The sequence below is a fragment of the Pseudohaemophilus parahaemolyticus genome (assembly GCF_938021905.1).
Taxonomy (GTDB): domain Bacteria; phylum Pseudomonadota; class Gammaproteobacteria; order Enterobacterales; family Pasteurellaceae; genus Haemophilus_A; species Haemophilus_A parahaemolyticus_B.
On sequence record NZ_CALIFA010000009.1, the window covers coordinates 1 to 15,691 of the forward strand.

Sequence of the window (15,691 nt, forward strand, 5' to 3'; positions counted from 1 at the left end):
TATTTTCACTTCAGTATACTGAAGTCCTTAGATATTGACATATCTAAGGAAACATACTACTAAGAAACAATTTAGCTTTAGAGAGGTTTAGAGTGGAAACATCATACGAATTATTGAATCGGGTCGTGCAATCTAAAATTGCGATTTTAAAAGAAGAAGCCCATCTTTCAGTCAAAGAACAAAAAGCTAGAGTTTTACTGCATTATACAAAGAGAACAATTGATAAATCTATGGTACGGATTATTGCAGAGAACCCTGATTATCAAATTATTTATCAGTGGGAAATTAATGCTGTTGATTTACATATTAAAGCTAAATAAGGAAAAATTATGAATAATAATCAGGGTCTTGAGAATATAAAAAAACAACTGTTAGATTTCTTTTCTTTAAAGAAAGAAATAGGACGTATGGAGTTTATTCTATATAGTATCGCTCCTATCTTACTTTTCTTATTATTTATATCCATTCTGCTTCATAGCTTTAATATGCTATCTGATGGTGTTGAAGCCATTTTTTTTGGGGTAGAAATAAGTGCTACAATAGCTCCTGCAGTTTGTTTGACTATATTTTCATTGCAGCGTTTAAATTCATTAAAATTGAATAGAAATATTTCTTATATATTTGTAGTTACAGCTTTAATTATATTGATAAAGGTAATGATAGCTCCTACGATAGAGATAGTGGCGAGGATAAATCATTGGGAGGCTGTTGAGGCTTTCTTTAGAGATTTATCTTATGATGGGTATCTTGATGCCTCTATATTAATATTATCTTTTATTTGTATTATCTTAATTATTTTATTATCTTTACTAAAAGGTATTGATAAATAGTATTCAAACCTCGTATATCTGCATAATACGAGGTTTCTTTCTCTTCCCAAATCTTCCCTTTTCCGCTATCCTTAGCACAATATTCCAATAAAAGGCAATCAAACCATTAACCAACAACTCTCGCTCCCGATTCATCAAAATGATGATGAAACATTTGAAAATTTCTATTCAGAAAACAACCCTGTGTTGTTGGATTCCCTACGTCAAAATTTTATTGATGTCCAACAACCGTTTTTCTATATCTGGGGAAATGAGGGATGTGGCAAAAGTCATCTGTTGAAAGCGGTGAGTAATCAATACTTGTTTAATCAGCAATCCGCAAGTTATATTCCTCTGGATAAATCTCGCTACTTTTCACCTCAAGTACTGGAAAATGCTGCTCAAATGGATGTGGTATGTTTAGATGATTTCCAAACGATCACAGGTAATGAGGAGTGGGAGCTGGCAATTTTCGATCTCTTCAATCAAATTCGCGAACAGCAAGGATTATTTGGTAGCGAACACAAAACCTTGTTGTTGATTAGTGCAAACTGTCCGCCATACGAATTAAAAATCGCTCTGCCAGATTTACATTCCCGACTTATTTGGGGAGAAGTCTATCAGCTTGCAGATTTGGGCGATGATCAAAAACGCATCGTGTTACAAAATAATGCTTATCAAAAAGGTATGGAGCTTTCAGATGAGGTCACTAATTTCTTATTAAAACGGATAGGAAATGATCTTACTGTGTTGCTCAAAAAGCTAGATATTCTTGATAGAGCCTCTTTGCAAGCTCAACGAAAACTCACAGTGCCTTTTGTAAAAGAAGTGCTTAGCTTATAAACTTACATAAGTTTGTTTTAAAACAAATTGATCACTCTAAATAGGTAGCTGGTTTTTTACGCTAACCATATCGATTATGGTAAACTTGTCTATCTTTTAATACCCTATCCGTGTTATGTAAATGAACCAACTTACGCTTAACAATATTGCTTGCGAACGTGGCGAAAATCGCCTGTTTGAAGGTTGTTCTTTTACGCTCAATCAAGGCGATTGGGTGCAAATTGAAGGCCATAATGGCATTGGTAAAACAAGCCTTTTACGCATTCTTGCGGGCTTGGCACTTCCTGCTGAAGGTGAAGTACTTTGGAATGAGCAAAAAATCCAAAAATGTCGCGAAGAATATTATAGTGAGCTGTTTTATCTTGGGCATCACGCAGGGATTAAACCCGAATTGACACCGTGGGAAAATTTGCGTTTTTATCAAAAAGTGCAGGGCTTAGCATTAAGTGATGAAGCCCTTTGGTTTGCTCTTGAAAAAGTTGTATTAGTTGGGCGGGAAGATTTGCCTTGCTCGCATCTTTCTGCAGGGCAGCAACGCCGTGTTGCATTGGCAAAATTGTGGCTAACTAAACAGCAACTTTGGGTTTTAGATGAGCCGTTCACCGCGATTGATAAAAAAGGCGTAGCCGATTTAATTGCTCATATTGAACAACATTGCCAACATGGAGGAATGGTGATTTTCACTAGCCATCAAGCGGTTGAAAATTCTCATTTAAAAGCGATTTCTTTGGATCAATTTAAACTATGATTTTATTGAACATTATTCAACGAGAATTAACTATCGCATTTCGTCGGCCTGCTGAAATTCTGAATCCGCTCTGGTTTTTTCTGATCGTGATTACGCTTTTCCCATTGTTGATGGGGCCGAATCCTGAACTTCTGGGAAAAATCGCTTCAGGCATTGCGTGGGTTGCTGCATTATTATCGGCATTGCTCTCGTTTGAGCGCCTTTTCCGAGATGATTATTTAGATGGCTCATTAGAGCAATTGATGTTGTTGCCAGTTGGTTTACCGCAAGTGGCACTTGCTAAAGTCATAGCACATTGGCTGCTGACAGGATTACCACTGATTTTGCTTTCACCTATTGCGGCGATTTTGCTCTCGCTTGAAACTCATGTGTGGTGGGCGTTGGTGCTCACTCTGTTATTAGGTACGCCAATTTTGAGCTGTTTAGGGGCAATTGGTGTGGCTTTAACCGTTGGTTTACGAAAAGGTGGTACGCTGTTGAGCTTGTTGATTTTACCGCTCTTTTTACCTGTGTTGATTTTTGCAGCAGCAGTGCTTGAAGCAGCAACGCTAAATATGAATTACAGTGGTCAGCTTGCGATTATTGGGGCGATTTTAGCCATCACTTTAACTTTTTCGCCTTTTGCGATTGCTGGGGCATTACGCATCAGCCTGCAATAGCAAGCGGTATGATTTAATTGACATTTTACCAATTTGGAGCTTTTTCTATGTGGAAATTTCTGCATCCCTACGCTAAGCCTGAAACGCAATATCGCTTGCTAGGGAAAATTCAGCCTGCGATTGGCTATTTAAGCCTGATCTTGCTGGCAATCGCCTTCGTTTTAGGCTTAGCCTTCGCCCCAAAAGATTACCAACAGGGCGACAGCTATCGTATCATCTTTATTCACGTGCCCGCTGCGATTTGGTCGATGGGCGTGTATGGTTCAATGGCATTGGCAGGCTTAATTGCGTTGGTGTGGCAAATTCGTCAAGCAAATCTTGCGATGATTTCAATGGCACCAATAGGCTTGGTATTTGCCTTTATTTCGCTTGTGACAGGGGCAATCTGGGGGAAACCAATGTGGGGCACTTGGTGGGTGTGGGATGCTCGCTTAACCTCTGCACTTGTGCTTTTCTTCCTCTATATCGGTGTAATGGCACTCTATTCAGCTTTCCAAGATAAACAAACAGGTGCGAAAGCGGCGGGTGTGCTCGCTGTGGTGGGGGTGATTAACTTACCAATTATTCACTTCTCAGTAGAGTGGTGGAACACCTTGCACCAGGGGGCAACGATCACGAAATTAGACAAGCCTTCAATGGCAACTGAAATGTTGATTCCGCTATTGCTGGCGATTTTCGGCAGCCTTTTGTTTACCGCTTGGTTCAGCATCTGGCGTTATCGCATCGCATTATTACAAGATGAACGCAAGCGCCCTTGGGTAAAAGCCTTAGTGAGCAACTTTAAGTAACGGAGAATATGATGCAACTTCAATTTCAATTTGACTCTCTTGCGGATTTCTTCGCAATGGGAAACTACGGTTTCTATGTGTGGCTTTCTTACGGCATATCGTTTGTGGCAATGGGCTGGCTGATTTGGCAATCAAAGCGTGAGCAAAAGCAGATTGTTGCTCAAGTGAAAAAAGAGTTAGCGCGAGAGGCTCAAGCGAATAAATAATATTTTGTAGGGGAGGGGGTTATCCCCTCCCGTTGAAGATAGCGATATCGGACGGGGATAAACCCCGTCCCTACGTCAGAATTTCAATTAATTTTAATTTTTGTGTGGGAATAAAATGAATCCAAGACGTAAATCTCGATTAAAAGTCGTGTTATCGGTGCTTGCGGGCGTGGGCGTGGCAATTGGTTTAACGCTTTACGCATTGAGCCAAAACATCGACCTGTTCTATACGCCTTCTGAAATCGTGCAAGGCAAAAATGATGATCCAAACCAAAAACCAGAAGTGGGGCAGCGCATTCGCGTAGGTGGAATGGTGATGGAAGGCACGGTAAAACGCGATCCGAAAACGCTTAAAGTCGAATTTGATGTGAACGACATCGGCCCTGCTATTACAATTGAATATGAAGGCATTTTGCCTGATTTATTCCGTGAAGGGCAAGGCATTGTGGCACAAGGAGTGTTGGTTGAACCAACCCGTTTGCGTGCGACAGAGGTGTTGGCGAAACACGATGAAAACTATATGCCACCTGAGTTGGGCGATAAAATGAAGCAACAACATGGTGCGATGGGAATTTCAGAAGCGGATTTAAAAGGTGAATCAGAACACGATAAAGCCGAAATTGAACGCACGCTGAAAACCTTACAAGGAGAAAGCAAATGATTGCGGAACTCGGCAATTATGGCTTAGCCTTGGCACTCGCTTTGTCAATTTTCTTGGCAATTCTACCGCTTGTTGGAGCTGAAAAAGGCAATGCGAAGCTAATGAGCCTTGGTCGCCCACTCACTTGGGCGATGTTCTTGGCGTTGTCGCTTTCGTTTGGTTCGTTGTTCTACTTATTCGCTGTGAATGATTTTAGCGTGCAATATGTCGTGAATAACTCGAACTCAACCTTGCCACTGCAATATCGTTTATCGGCAGTATGGGGTTCGCACGAAGGTTCATTGTTATTGTGGATTTGGTTACTGGCACTCTGGGCGGTAGGCGTGGCGACCTTTACCCGTAAAATGCCAGAGGAGGCCGTGGCGCGCGTGTTGAGCGTGATGGGCTTAATCAGCATTGGCTTTATGGTGTTCATTATTTTCAGCTCGAACCCATTTAACCGTACCTTCCCCGATTTCCCTGCCGATGGTCGTGAACTTAACCCGATGTTGCAAGATGTTGGCTTGATTTTCCACCCTCCACTGCTTTATATGGGATATGTAGGATTTTCTGTCGCTTTCGCTTTTGCGATTGCCTCATTGATGACGGGCAAACTCGACACCGCGTGGGCAAGATGGTCTCGCCCGTGGACAATGGCAGCGTGGGTTTTCTTGACACTTGGTATTGTACTTGGCTCTTGGTGGGCGTATTACGAACTCGGCTGGGGCGGCTGGTGGTTCTGGGATCCTGTGGAAAATGCGTCCTTAATGCCTTGGTTGGCAGGAACGGCACTGATTCACTCCTTAGCGGTAACTGAAAAACGCAGTACCTTCAAAGCGTGGACGGTATTGCTTGCCATTCTGGCTTTCTCGCTCTGCTTACTTGGTACATTCTTGGTACGTTCTGGTATTCTGGTGTCGGTTCACGCCTTTGCTTCTGATCCAACTCGCGGTTTGTACATTTTGGCGTATTTGGTGTTTGTGATTGGCGGCTCGCTACTGCTTTATGCGTTCCAAGGGACGAAAATCAAAAGTTTGGACAACTACCAACGTTATTCACGTGAAAGCTTGTTGTTATTGAATAACGTGATGTTGATGGCGTTTTTATCGGTGGTCTTTTTAGGCACGATTTTACCGCTCATTCACAAGCAAATCGGCTTGGGCTCTGTCTCTATCGGTGCACCGTTTTTTAACCAGATGTTCCTGATTTTAATGGTGCCGTTCGCCTTTATTTTAGGCATTGGGCCGTTGGTAAAATGGCGACGTGATCAAATCTCGGCAATCCGCACGCCTGTGATGATTTCGCTAGTGATGATGATTGCTCTTGGCTTTGGTTTGCCTTATTTGGTGGGCAACCGCATTACTGCTACATCGGTAATGGGCGTGATGATGTCGGCGATTATCGTTATTCTTAGCCTATATGAAATGCACACTCGTGCCACACATCGTCATTCATTTTTGACGGGCATATTCAAACTTTCTCGTTCTCACTGGGGAATGGTATTCGCTCACTTAGGTGTGGCGATGACCGTGTTTGGCATTGCGATGAGCCATAATTTCAGCATCGAAAAAGATGTGCGAATGCGTGAAGGCGATAGTGTGCAGATTTTGGATTACAACTTCACCTTTAAAGGTTTGAAAATCACCGATGGTGCGAACTACCAAGGTGGTACGGCAGATATTGAAATCACCCGCAACGGCAAACCAGAAGCTACGCTTCACGCAGAAAAACGGTTTTACAACGTCAGTAAAATGGGGATGACCGAAGCGGCGATCGACTGGGGCTTCACCCGTGATTTATATGCGGCATTAGGCGAACAAATTGACGACGGATCTTGGGGCTTACGCCTTTACTACAAACCATTCATTCGCTGGATTTGGCTTGGTGGTGTATTTATGGCATTGGGTGGCTTGCTCTGTATGCTAGATAAACGTTATCGGATTCGGGTGGAGGAAGAGAAATAATTTTCCGTAAATCACTCCTGTCAAATTTCTCCTCCCCTCTTTGCTAAAGAGGGGGAAGGAAGATTTTGCAGAAAAAAGATGAGGGACATATGGATATATCTATGATAAAAAGCGGTAAGATTTTCCAGAAGATTGGTAAATAGGGAAGTCTTATTTAATGACAATTTTTAAATTTGCAAATGGGTTGCAAGTCTACCAGCAAGCTGATTCAGCAAATGGAAGAGATAGATCGGAATCTGTTTGAATAGATAGTAGGATTTATCTGATTTTATACAAGATATGCTTAACGCCCTGTTACTGAGGCGTTAAGCATATTACATTTCTATTTTACGATTCTTTGGCAAATTCCAGTTCTTGTTATTTCAGGTAATTTTTGCGTAATTACAAAACTTTGATCAGTAAAATTACTCACCTCAAGAGAAACAGGTCTGTTGCTTGAATTATTCATTTGAGCAGAAAGTCCATCAAAAGTCGTATTCTCTTCTGCATTCAGATTTTTATCTGTTTTAATTTTCTTCAACATCTCAAAAGTATGTGCTCGGGTGAAACTGCTTTTGTTAAATTGATAGGTCAATATGTCGCTAGCAAAAGCCCAAGTACCAATACGCTCTAGCTGATATTGAAATAATGGATCTTCTTTGGGAATAGTAAATGTACCAAGATAAGAAACATAGCCATCTTGAGCAAGTTGCACGGTATTCGATGATCCGATATTGCCCCCATTCATTTCACAGGCCCAGAGACCTACAAAATAATTTCGTTCCACAGAAGATGATTGTGTTGGGTATTGGGTTGATGATGAGTTTTGATGTTGTGATGAGTTAGTGTTTGAAGTGAAAATAGAGTTTGTACAAGCGGTCAAAAAAAACGAAAAGATGATCGATAAATGTTTTAACATTTTGATTTCCTTAAAATTTTATGCCCTCGAAATGAGGGCAAATTTATTATGCATTTTCAGATAACGCAGCTAATTGGTCCGCTTGATATTCGGTAATGATTGGTTGAATCAACTCATCAATTTTACCGTTCATCACTTCATCTAAGCGGTAAACAGTAAGGTTGATGCGGTGATCCGTTACACGACCTTGCGGGTAGTTGTAAGTACGGATTTTATCCGAACGGTCGCCTGAACCAAGTAAGTTACGACGTGTATCCGCCTGCTCAGCTGCTTGACGTTCTTGTTCAACTTGCACAATGCGTGAAGCCAATACTGCCAACGCTTTCGCTTTATTTTTATGCTGTGAACGCTCGTCTTGGCATTCTACTACAATCCCTGTTGGAAGGTGGGTAATACGTACCGCTGAGTCGGTGGTATTAACGTGCTGACCCCCCGCACCTGATGAACGGTAAGTATCAATACGCAAATCCGCTGGGTTGATTTCTGGCATTTCCGATTCTGGTAATTCTGGCATTACCGCTACGGTACAAGCTGAGGTGTGAATACGCCCTTGCGATTCGGTTTTTGGTACGCGTTGTACGCGGTGACCACCTGATTCAAATTTAAGCTGACCATACACGCCTTCACCTGAAATTTTCACGATGATCTCTTTGTATCCGCCCTGTTCGCTTTCATTGGCAGAAAGCTCTTCGATACGCCAGCGTTTACTTTCGCAATAACGGCTGTACATACGATATAAATCGCCTGCGAAAATACCCGCTTCATCACCGCCCGTTCCCGCACGGATTTCTAAGAAGGCGTTGTATTCATCGTTCGGATCTTTCGGCAGTAAGAGAATTTGCAAGTGTTGCTCAAGTTGCTCAATTTCGGCTTTGTTTTCTGCGATCTCTTCTTCGGCAATTTCTTTCATATCAGGATCGTCTAAGAGGATTTGTGCATCTTCAATGTCGTTGTTGAGCTTTTTCCAGCGATTGAAGGTGCTAACCACCTCTTCTAATTGAGAATATTCTTTAGAATAAGCACGGAATTTGTCTTGATCTGAGATTACCGAGGCATCGCCTAACAATGCCTGTAACTCTTCGTGGCGTTCACTTAAACTTTCTAACTTGCTAATGATCGATTCTTTCATTGTTTTCTTTTATGTAATGGATGTAAATGAGGCGAATTATAGCGGAAATTTCCGCAAATTGCTTGAAGAAAAACAAGCGGTAATTTTTTCTGAAAAATTTGCAAGATTTCCACAAGATTTTAAGGTATTATAGACAACCTTTTTCACAAGTTTTGGGAGTAAATCGTGTCTTCTCTTTGGGCAGATTGCCTTAATCATTTACAATCAAAAGTATCGTCTACGGACTACAGCACTTGGCTACGCCCGTTACAGGCGAGTTTTAGCGATGGAGAATTAACGCTTTATGCTCAAAATCAGTTTGTTGAGAAATGGGTAAAAGATAATTTCTTGAATGAGATCATTGATCTTGCCCGTTTTTTGTCTAAAAATGAGGCGTTGATCGTCAGCACTCGCGTGGGGATTCGCCCGAATGAAAAACGCGTGGAAGCAACACAGAATGCTCAGCAAGATCCTGCTACGGGTACATTTAAAACGGGAATTAACCCAGGTCAGCACTTCGATAACTTTGTACAAGGTCGCTCAAACCAGCTTGCCAAAGCGGTATCACAACAGGTAGTAAACGAGCTGGGGCAGAGTTATTGCAACCCGTTGTCTCTTTACGCTAATACGGGCTTGGGGAAAACTCACCTTTTGCATGCGATTGGCAATGCATTGCTCAAAAAAACACCAAATCTACGTATTCTTTATATTCATTCGGAACGTTTTTATCGTGATATTTTGAAAGCGATCAACACTAACAGCCAAGAAGCGGATAAACTCAAAAAATTCTACCGCTCATTGGATGTATTGATGATCGATGATATTCAGTTTTTGGCGGATAAGCCGAAGGTACAAGAGGAATTTTTACACTTGTTAAACACCTTATTTGATCAAGGTAAGCAAGTGATCTTGACCTCCAACGTTTACCCGAAAAATATTGAAGGTATTGATCCGCTGATAAAATCGCGTCTTAGTTGTGGGATTAGCTCCACGATCGAACCGCCAGAATTAGAAACCCGCGTGGCGATTTTGCGTAAAAAAGCGGAAGAACGAGGCGTGGAATTGTTAGAAGATGTAGCCTATTTGATCGGACAAAAATTACGTACTCACGTGCGTGAACTCGAAGGGGCGTTAAACTCTGTTATTGCGTGGCAGACGGTAACTCACCGCCCAATTACGATTGATATGGCACGTGAAGTATTACGCGACCGTTTTGCCGCTTATGAACAGCTGATTACGATCGAAAATATTCAGCGCGTGGTGGCGGATCATTACAACATTAAATTGGCGGATATTAAATCGAAAAGCCGCACGCGCACCATTGCTCGCCCGCGCCAAATTGCGATGGCATTGGCAAAAGAGCTGACCAATCACAGCTTGCCTGAAATTGGGCGAGAGTTCGGCGGACGCGATCACACTACCGTGATGCACGCTTGCAAAACCATTGCAGAATTACGTGATACTGATACCAGTATCCAAGAAGATTACACTCTTTTAACACGCAAATTATCATCATAAAAACGACGATTAGGAACGGTTATGTTATTTACGATTACCAGAGAACAGTTACTCAAACCCTTGCAACAAGTGTGCGGTGTACTTGCAAGCCGTCCAACGTTGCCTATTATCAACAACATTTTGCTTGAAGTGGAAGGCGATCGCCTTTCTCTTACAGGAACCGATTTAGAGGTGGAATTAAGCACCGAAGCTCAACTGGCTCAAGCGGTCGATTTTTCAGGAAAATTTACCATTCCTGCCAAGAAATTCTTGGATATTTCGAAGAGTTTGCCTGAAGATAGCCTCATTTCGGTGCAGTTCGAGGAGGATAAAGCTATAGTTAAAGCAGGTCGCAGTAAATTTAGTTTAGCGACTTTACCTGCAAGCGAGTATCCAAATTTAATGGATTGGACGCCAGAAGTGGATTTCAGCCTTGAACAAGCCACTTTTGCTCGTTTAATTGATGCCACCCAATTCTCAATGGCGAACCAAGATGCTCGTTATTTCTTAAATGGAATGAAATTCGAAACCGAAGGCAATTTATTGCGCGCAGTTGCAACCGATGGGCATCGCCTTGCGGTCTGCACAATGCCACTCACGCAAGAGCTTGTTTCGCACTCTGTAATCGTGCCTCGTAAAGCAGTGTTAGAACTCTCCCGCTTGTTAAGCGTAAGCAACGAAATCGTGCGTTTAGAGATTGGCTCAAGCAATATTCGTGTAACGATGAATGACGTAGTGTTTACGTCAAAATTGATTGATGGACGTTTCCCAGATTACCGCAGAGTTTTACCTCGTAATGCAGATCGTATTTTAGAAGCGGATACTGAAGTGCTTCGTCGAGCTTTAATGCGTGCAGCGATTTTATCAAACGAAAAATTCCGTGGCGTGCGTTTAACACTTGAACAAGATGTACTCAAAATTACTGCCAACAATCCAGAACAAGAAGAGGCAGAAGAAATTATTGATGTACATTATCAAAGTTTAGCAATGGAAGTTGGCTTTAACGTAAGCTACGTATTAGATGTACTCAACACTCTCAAATGCGAACGTGTGCGTTTTAGTCTCGTTGATGCAAGCTCAAGTTGTTTAATTGAAGATTGTGATAATAACACTGCAGAATATGTGATTATGCCAATGAGGTTGTAGTTGTTTATCCTAGCAGCAACATTGCTCTTTGCGTAGGGGCGGGGTTTATCCCCGCCCAATATTCTTTAATTGGGACGGGATAACCCCTCCCCTACGAAAGTGATGTTAATCATCCTTTTAATCATCAGAACTTTCTATGCCCCTATCTCGCCTTATCATTCAAAATTTCCGTAACATTTCCTCAGCTGAGCTTGATCTCAGCCCGAATTTCAACTTTATTGTCGGACACAACGGCAGTGGCAAAACTAGCCTGCTTGAAGCCATTTTCTACCTCGGGCACGGTCGTTCGTTTAAAAGTCATATCAGCAACCGTGTAATCAATTACGAGGCAGAAAATTTTGTCTTGCACGGTAAAATTGATGAGGAAAAACATAGCTGGACGGTTGGGCTACAAAAACAGCGTTCGGGCAATACCACGCTTAAAATCAATGGTGAAGATGGCAATAAAATTGCTGATCTTGCCCATCTTTTACCAATGCAAGTGATCACGCCTGAAGGATTAACGTTGCTCAATGGCGGACCGAGCTATCGCCGTGCTTTTTTAGATTGGGGCTTATTCCATCAACAGAGTGATTTTTATCCACAATGGGTCAATCTTAAACGCTTGTTGAAACAACGTAATGCCGCATTACAGCAAGTCCGAAACTACAACGAGTTGAAACATTGGGATATTGAATTGGTAAAAACCGCTCAAAATGTGACCGCTATGCGTGCCGAATATGCTGCCGCTATCACGTCTGAAATTGCCCGTCATTGTGCTTTTTTCTTACCTGAATTGGAGATTTCGGTCGGCTTTTATCAAGGTTGGGAAAAAGGGACAGATTATGCGGAGATCTTACAACAAGGCTTTGAGCGAGACTGCTCATTAGGCTACACAATGTTAGGTGCACAAAAAGCGGATTTCCGCTTCCGAGCCAACGGTTTGCCTGTGGAAGATGTGCTTTCTCGTGGGCAGTTAAAGCTCTTAATGTGTGCTTTGCGATTAGCTCAAGGCGAATATTTAATCGCTCAGAAAGAGAAGCCTTGTATTTTCTTGATTGACGATTTTGCCTCAGAGCTCGACCCTGTCAAACGTGAATTGCTTTCCCAACGTCTGTGTGAAAGTCAATCGCAAGTATTCGTTACCGCCATTACCCAAGAGCAATTAAACCAGATGCAATGGCAGAAAAATTCGCAAGACCAACTATTTGAAATTCAACAAGGAAAAATTTGCAAATGAAAACCAAAATTCCACCGCCTGTTATCTGCCTAATTTGCATGGCGATAATGTATTGCTTGCCGACCATCCTTGCCTTTCCAAAGGCAACGTGGTTGGTTGTGATGTTGGTTGGATTAAGTGGCATCATTGGCATAGCAAGCGTTATCTCATTCCGCCTTGCTAAAACGACCATCAGCCCGCTTCATCCAAATCAAACCAGTCATATTGTTCAAACGGGTATCTATCGCTTTAGCCGTAATCCGATGTATCTCAGCCTCGCCATTTTTCTTGTCGCATTTGCAATTTATCTTGAAAATGCCACCGCTTTATTGGTAATTCCGTTATTTATCTGGAGCATCAATTATTTACAAATTCAGCCGGAAGAACAGATGTTAGAACAAAAATTTGGCGAGGAATATTTGGTATATAAAAAATCGGTAAGACGTTGGGTGTAGTAATCGAATTTTACATAGAAAAATGGCTGAAGATTTCTTCAGCCATTTCTTTGTTCAATTTTTGAAATTAATACACATCTCTCATCAATCTCCCTTCGGCAATGAGCGTGGCGATGATGTTATTGAAGTCGTCCACGAAAGGCTGCCCACCAATTTTATCTGCGATCTCCAATAGTACTTCATCTACTGCTTTACTCATTGATTTGCTGCCGCAGATGTAGAAATATGCCCCTTGCTGAATCAATTTCCAAAGCAATTCGTCTTGCTCATACATTGCATCTTGCACATAAAATTTGACTGCTTGATCGCGTGAAAAGGCAGTGAAAAGTGTGGTGAGAATGCCTTGTGTTTGATAGGCGTTGAGCTGTTCTTCATAAAGAAAATCTTTGGCTTGATGGCGTTCACCAAAGAAGAGGTAGCTCTCTACTTTATTCGGTTGTTGTGCTAAATAATCTAAGAAACCTATATGTGGTGCAATGCCTGCACCCGATCCAATCATCACAAGAGGCACGTTGAGATTTTCAGGTAAGTGGAATGTTGCGTTCGATTTGATGAAAATCGGTAATCTTTGCCCTTCTTTGAGGTACGCAAGCTGATCGCTTGCTGTGCCTTGGTAACTACGTTCATTGAGCTGGTAATGAACATGACGCACGCAGAGATCGACATATTCAGGGTGCGTTTTACCACAAGAGCTGATGGAATAGGCACGAGCGGTTAAATTTGGTAAGCATTCTGCAAGATCTTGTAGCGAAATGCGTTTTTCTGCATCAAAATCACGTAAAACATCGAGTAAATCACGCCCATATAAATAGGTTTCCAACGCTTTTTTATTGGAAATTTTGAGCAGGTTTTTCAGCTCAGCGTTATCTAAAATTTTATTTAAATCACGCAATACATTTTTGCTTAATAGGCGTAATTCCTTGTTGCGTAAGGCTTCTGCTGATTGCTCAAACCAGTTTTCATAAAGGGCTAATGCCTCATCAGGTTGGCTGACTTGCACATAAACTAAATCGCCCGCTTGGTAGAAAATTCCGCTGTTTTGTAGTGATAAACGTAAGTGATAAACGGCAGGTTCAGATTGTGCCAAGTGTTTGATTTCCAACACTTCTGCTTCGTACACAGTTTTTTCGTTATAAACTTTCACGGAAAGATCGTGGGATAACGTTTCGTTTGCGGGTGTTTGTAGAACTTGTTGCAAGAGCGGCAGCCATTGTTTGAAGATAGCTTGATAGTTGAGATCCGCATCTACACGAGCAATCAGGGCTTTCGCTTGTTTTTGATTTAGTAAGGCTTCGATTTGTTGGCTGAAACCGCAGAATTTATCATAGCTGGTATCGCCCAAACCGAATAGGGCATAACGGCATGGGAAAGTGGTCAACTTTTCCAAAGAATTTGCAAATTCATCGGCATTGGCTGGTGGTTCGCCATCACCGAACGAGCTGGTTAAAATCAGCAATAAATCGTCCGCTTGTAGGCAAGAAAAATCTAGTTCATTTAGGGTACAAAGGCTAGGTTGGTGGGCTTGTAGCCAATCAAGCTGATAGAGTTGCTTGGCAAGTGCTTCGGTATTGCCCGATTCAGAACCGTAGGCGATATGAATATGAGAAATGGGTTGAGACATAGCAGTTCCTTTCATATATCAAGAAAGAAAAGGCGTGCCAAAGCACGCCCGAAAAGAGAATTGTTGATTATTTATCGTAGTAGTCGTCGAATACTTCTTTTGATAATTCTACGGCATCGAAGTTTTGCATTAAATCGTTGATTACACGACGCACACTGATGTAGCTGGTGATGTTGCCCGCTTCGTCAAAAATTGGCTGAACGGTGGTATCTACCACATAAACCACACCACCTTTACCTACGTTTGGCACGATACCTGTCCAAATTTTACCTGCTTGGATAGTATCCCACATATCTTTGTACACTTCTTTTGACACAGAAGGGTGGCGCACAAGGTTGTGTGGTTGACCGATTAATTCTTCGCGAGAATAGCCTGTTAATTTGCAGAAAAGATCGTTTGCGTAAGTGATCACGCCTTGTAAATCGGTAGTTGAAATCACTAAAGTGTCTTGCACTGCTTTAAGAATAACATCATTAGAAGGGACGATTTGTTCAGCCATAGTTAAACTCCGTTGGTCTGATTATCATGGAATGAAATTAAAATCACACCTTCTCTGTGAGAAGGCTACAATAAAATACCTGATTATTTTAGTAAAGTAAATAACTGAGAAAAAAGTTAAACTATTCTTTGCTTTTTATCAAATCTTACTCTTCAAACACGCTTGAAAGGCACGAATGTTCTTCCATTGTAAAAGCGGCTTAAAAATAAGCCGCTTGCGATCATTATTTTTCAGCAAACATTCGGATTTGTTCAGCTCCTAAATGTCCTGGTACGGTTTTTTTCAGGTTTAAATCGCTATCTAAAAATAGATTAAACGGATAACCTCGAACATGTGCTTGTTCAATGATTTCACCCTTTTCATCTAACAAGACTTTAATATTTTTATATTCCAATCCTTTGTACCACTCAATAAAATCAGCAGTGGCTTTTTCGCCTTTGTGATCGGGCGAAACGATGGTAATTACTTCAAAATTGCGATCTTTTTCCGCACTTAAATCATCAATTTCAGCTAATCCAGCCAAACAAATCGGACACCAAGATGCCCACATTTTTACGTACACAGGTTTGCCTTTATATTGGCTTAAAGTAACTGGCTGATTGTTTAAATCTT

Annotated in this window: 18 protein-coding genes; 13 read left to right on the plus strand and 5 right to left on the minus strand. The window is 41.7% G+C overall.

What is annotated here, in order from left to right:
- Window positions 1–92: 92 nt before the first annotated feature.
- From QMF79_RS00450 to QMF79_RS00490, 9 genes are all read left to right on the plus strand, one after another.
- A complete protein-coding gene (locus QMF79_RS00450; protein WP_281772327.1) occupies window positions 93–320 on the plus strand; it encodes a hypothetical protein in 228 nt (75 codons plus the stop codon).
- A 9-nt stretch (window positions 321–329) separates the two neighbouring features.
- Window positions 330–830, plus strand: a complete 501-nt coding sequence (locus QMF79_RS00455) for a hypothetical protein (protein WP_281772328.1) — start codon at window positions 330–332, stop codon at window positions 828–830.
- Between the two features lie 105 nt (window positions 831–935).
- Complete coding sequence (gene hda / locus QMF79_RS00460; RefSeq protein ID WP_281772341.1) at window positions 936–1,652, plus strand: DnaA regulatory inactivator Hda; 717 nt, start codon at window positions 936–938, stop codon at window positions 1,650–1,652.
- Between the two features lie 121 nt (window positions 1,653–1,773).
- The gene (ccmA, locus tag QMF79_RS00465; RefSeq protein ID WP_281772329.1) at window positions 1,774–2,400 is read left to right on the plus strand and encodes a cytochrome c biogenesis heme-transporting ATPase CcmA; all 627 of its coding nucleotides are present in this window, start codon (window positions 1,774–1,776) and stop codon (window positions 2,398–2,400) included.
- Complete coding sequence (gene ccmB, locus QMF79_RS00470) at window positions 2,397–3,059, plus strand: heme exporter protein CcmB (protein ID WP_111354079.1); 663 nt, start codon at window positions 2,397–2,399, stop codon at window positions 3,057–3,059. The genes ccmA and ccmB overlap by 4 nt, the downstream gene beginning before the upstream one ends.
- Before the next feature lie 47 nt (window positions 3,060–3,106).
- Window positions 3,107–3,847, plus strand: a complete 741-nt coding sequence (locus tag QMF79_RS00475) for a heme ABC transporter permease (RefSeq protein ID WP_281772330.1) — start codon at window positions 3,107–3,109, stop codon at window positions 3,845–3,847.
- Window positions 3,848–3,858: 11 nt separating this feature from the next.
- Window positions 3,859–4,053, plus strand: a complete 195-nt coding sequence (gene ccmD, locus QMF79_RS00480) for a heme exporter protein CcmD (protein WP_281772331.1) — start codon at window positions 3,859–3,861, stop codon at window positions 4,051–4,053.
- 115 nt (window positions 4,054–4,168) lie between these two features.
- Window positions 4,169–4,714: a cytochrome c maturation protein CcmE gene (gene ccmE, locus QMF79_RS00485; RefSeq protein WP_281772332.1), complete on the plus strand. Its 546-nt coding sequence runs from the start codon at window positions 4,169–4,171 to the stop codon at window positions 4,712–4,714.
- The gene (locus tag QMF79_RS00490) at window positions 4,711–6,657 is read left to right on the plus strand and encodes a heme lyase CcmF/NrfE family subunit (protein ID WP_281772333.1); all 1,947 of its coding nucleotides are present in this window, start codon (window positions 4,711–4,713) and stop codon (window positions 6,655–6,657) included. Before ccmE ends, QMF79_RS00490 begins: the two co-directional genes overlap by 4 nt.
- Window positions 6,658–6,979: 322 nt before the next feature.
- On the opposite strand, the gene QMF79_RS00495 is transcribed toward QMF79_RS00490, so the two are convergent.
- Window positions 6,980–7,555, minus strand: coding sequence for a hypothetical protein (locus tag QMF79_RS00495; protein ID WP_281772334.1), 576 nt, complete (start codon window positions 7,553–7,555; stop codon window positions 6,980–6,982).
- 46 nt (window positions 7,556–7,601) lie between these two features.
- Window positions 7,602–8,684 (minus strand): peptide chain release factor 1, encoded by a 1,083-nt coding sequence (gene prfA / locus QMF79_RS00500; RefSeq protein ID WP_005707125.1) that lies wholly within the window; start codon window positions 8,682–8,684, stop codon window positions 7,602–7,604.
- 165 nt (window positions 8,685–8,849) lie between these two features.
- Here prfA and dnaA point away from each other — a divergent pair, with 165 nt between their 5' ends.
- The 4 genes from dnaA to QMF79_RS00520 all read left to right on the plus strand — a co-directional run bounded on the left by dnaA (window position 8,850) and on the right by QMF79_RS00520 (window position 12,959).
- On the plus strand, window positions 8,850–10,181 hold the full coding sequence (gene dnaA, locus QMF79_RS00505; protein ID WP_281772335.1) for a chromosomal replication initiator protein DnaA: 1,332 nt from the start codon (window positions 8,850–8,852) through the stop codon (window positions 10,179–10,181).
- 21 nt (window positions 10,182–10,202) lie between these two features.
- Window positions 10,203–11,306 (plus strand): DNA polymerase III subunit beta, encoded by a 1,104-nt coding sequence (gene dnaN / locus QMF79_RS00510; protein WP_281772336.1) that lies wholly within the window; start codon window positions 10,203–10,205, stop codon window positions 11,304–11,306.
- A 136-nt stretch (window positions 11,307–11,442) separates the two neighbouring features.
- Window positions 11,443–12,525 (plus strand): DNA replication/repair protein RecF, encoded by a 1,083-nt coding sequence (recF, locus tag QMF79_RS00515; protein WP_281772337.1) that lies wholly within the window; start codon window positions 11,443–11,445, stop codon window positions 12,523–12,525.
- The gene (locus QMF79_RS00520; protein WP_281772338.1) at window positions 12,522–12,959 is read left to right on the plus strand and encodes a methyltransferase family protein; all 438 of its coding nucleotides are present in this window, start codon (window positions 12,522–12,524) and stop codon (window positions 12,957–12,959) included. The genes recF and QMF79_RS00520 overlap by 4 nt, the downstream gene beginning before the upstream one ends.
- 67 nt (window positions 12,960–13,026) lie before the next feature.
- On the opposite strand, the gene QMF79_RS00525 is transcribed toward QMF79_RS00520, so the two are convergent.
- From QMF79_RS00525 to QMF79_RS00535, 3 genes are all read right to left on the minus strand, one after another.
- Window positions 13,027–14,580 carry a diflavin oxidoreductase gene (locus QMF79_RS00525; protein ID WP_281772339.1) on the minus strand — a complete coding sequence of 518 codons (1,554 nt, stop codon included), beginning with the start codon at window positions 14,578–14,580 and terminating at the stop codon, window positions 13,027–13,029.
- Window positions 14,581–14,647: 67 nt separating this feature from the next.
- A complete protein-coding gene (locus tag QMF79_RS00530) occupies window positions 14,648–15,079 on the minus strand; it encodes a PAS domain-containing protein (protein WP_005707115.1) in 432 nt (143 codons plus the stop codon).
- Window positions 15,080–15,302: 223 nt separating this feature from the next.
- The coding region (locus QMF79_RS00535) for a redoxin family protein (RefSeq protein WP_281772340.1) at window positions 15,303–15,691 on the minus strand (389 nt) is incomplete at its 5' end.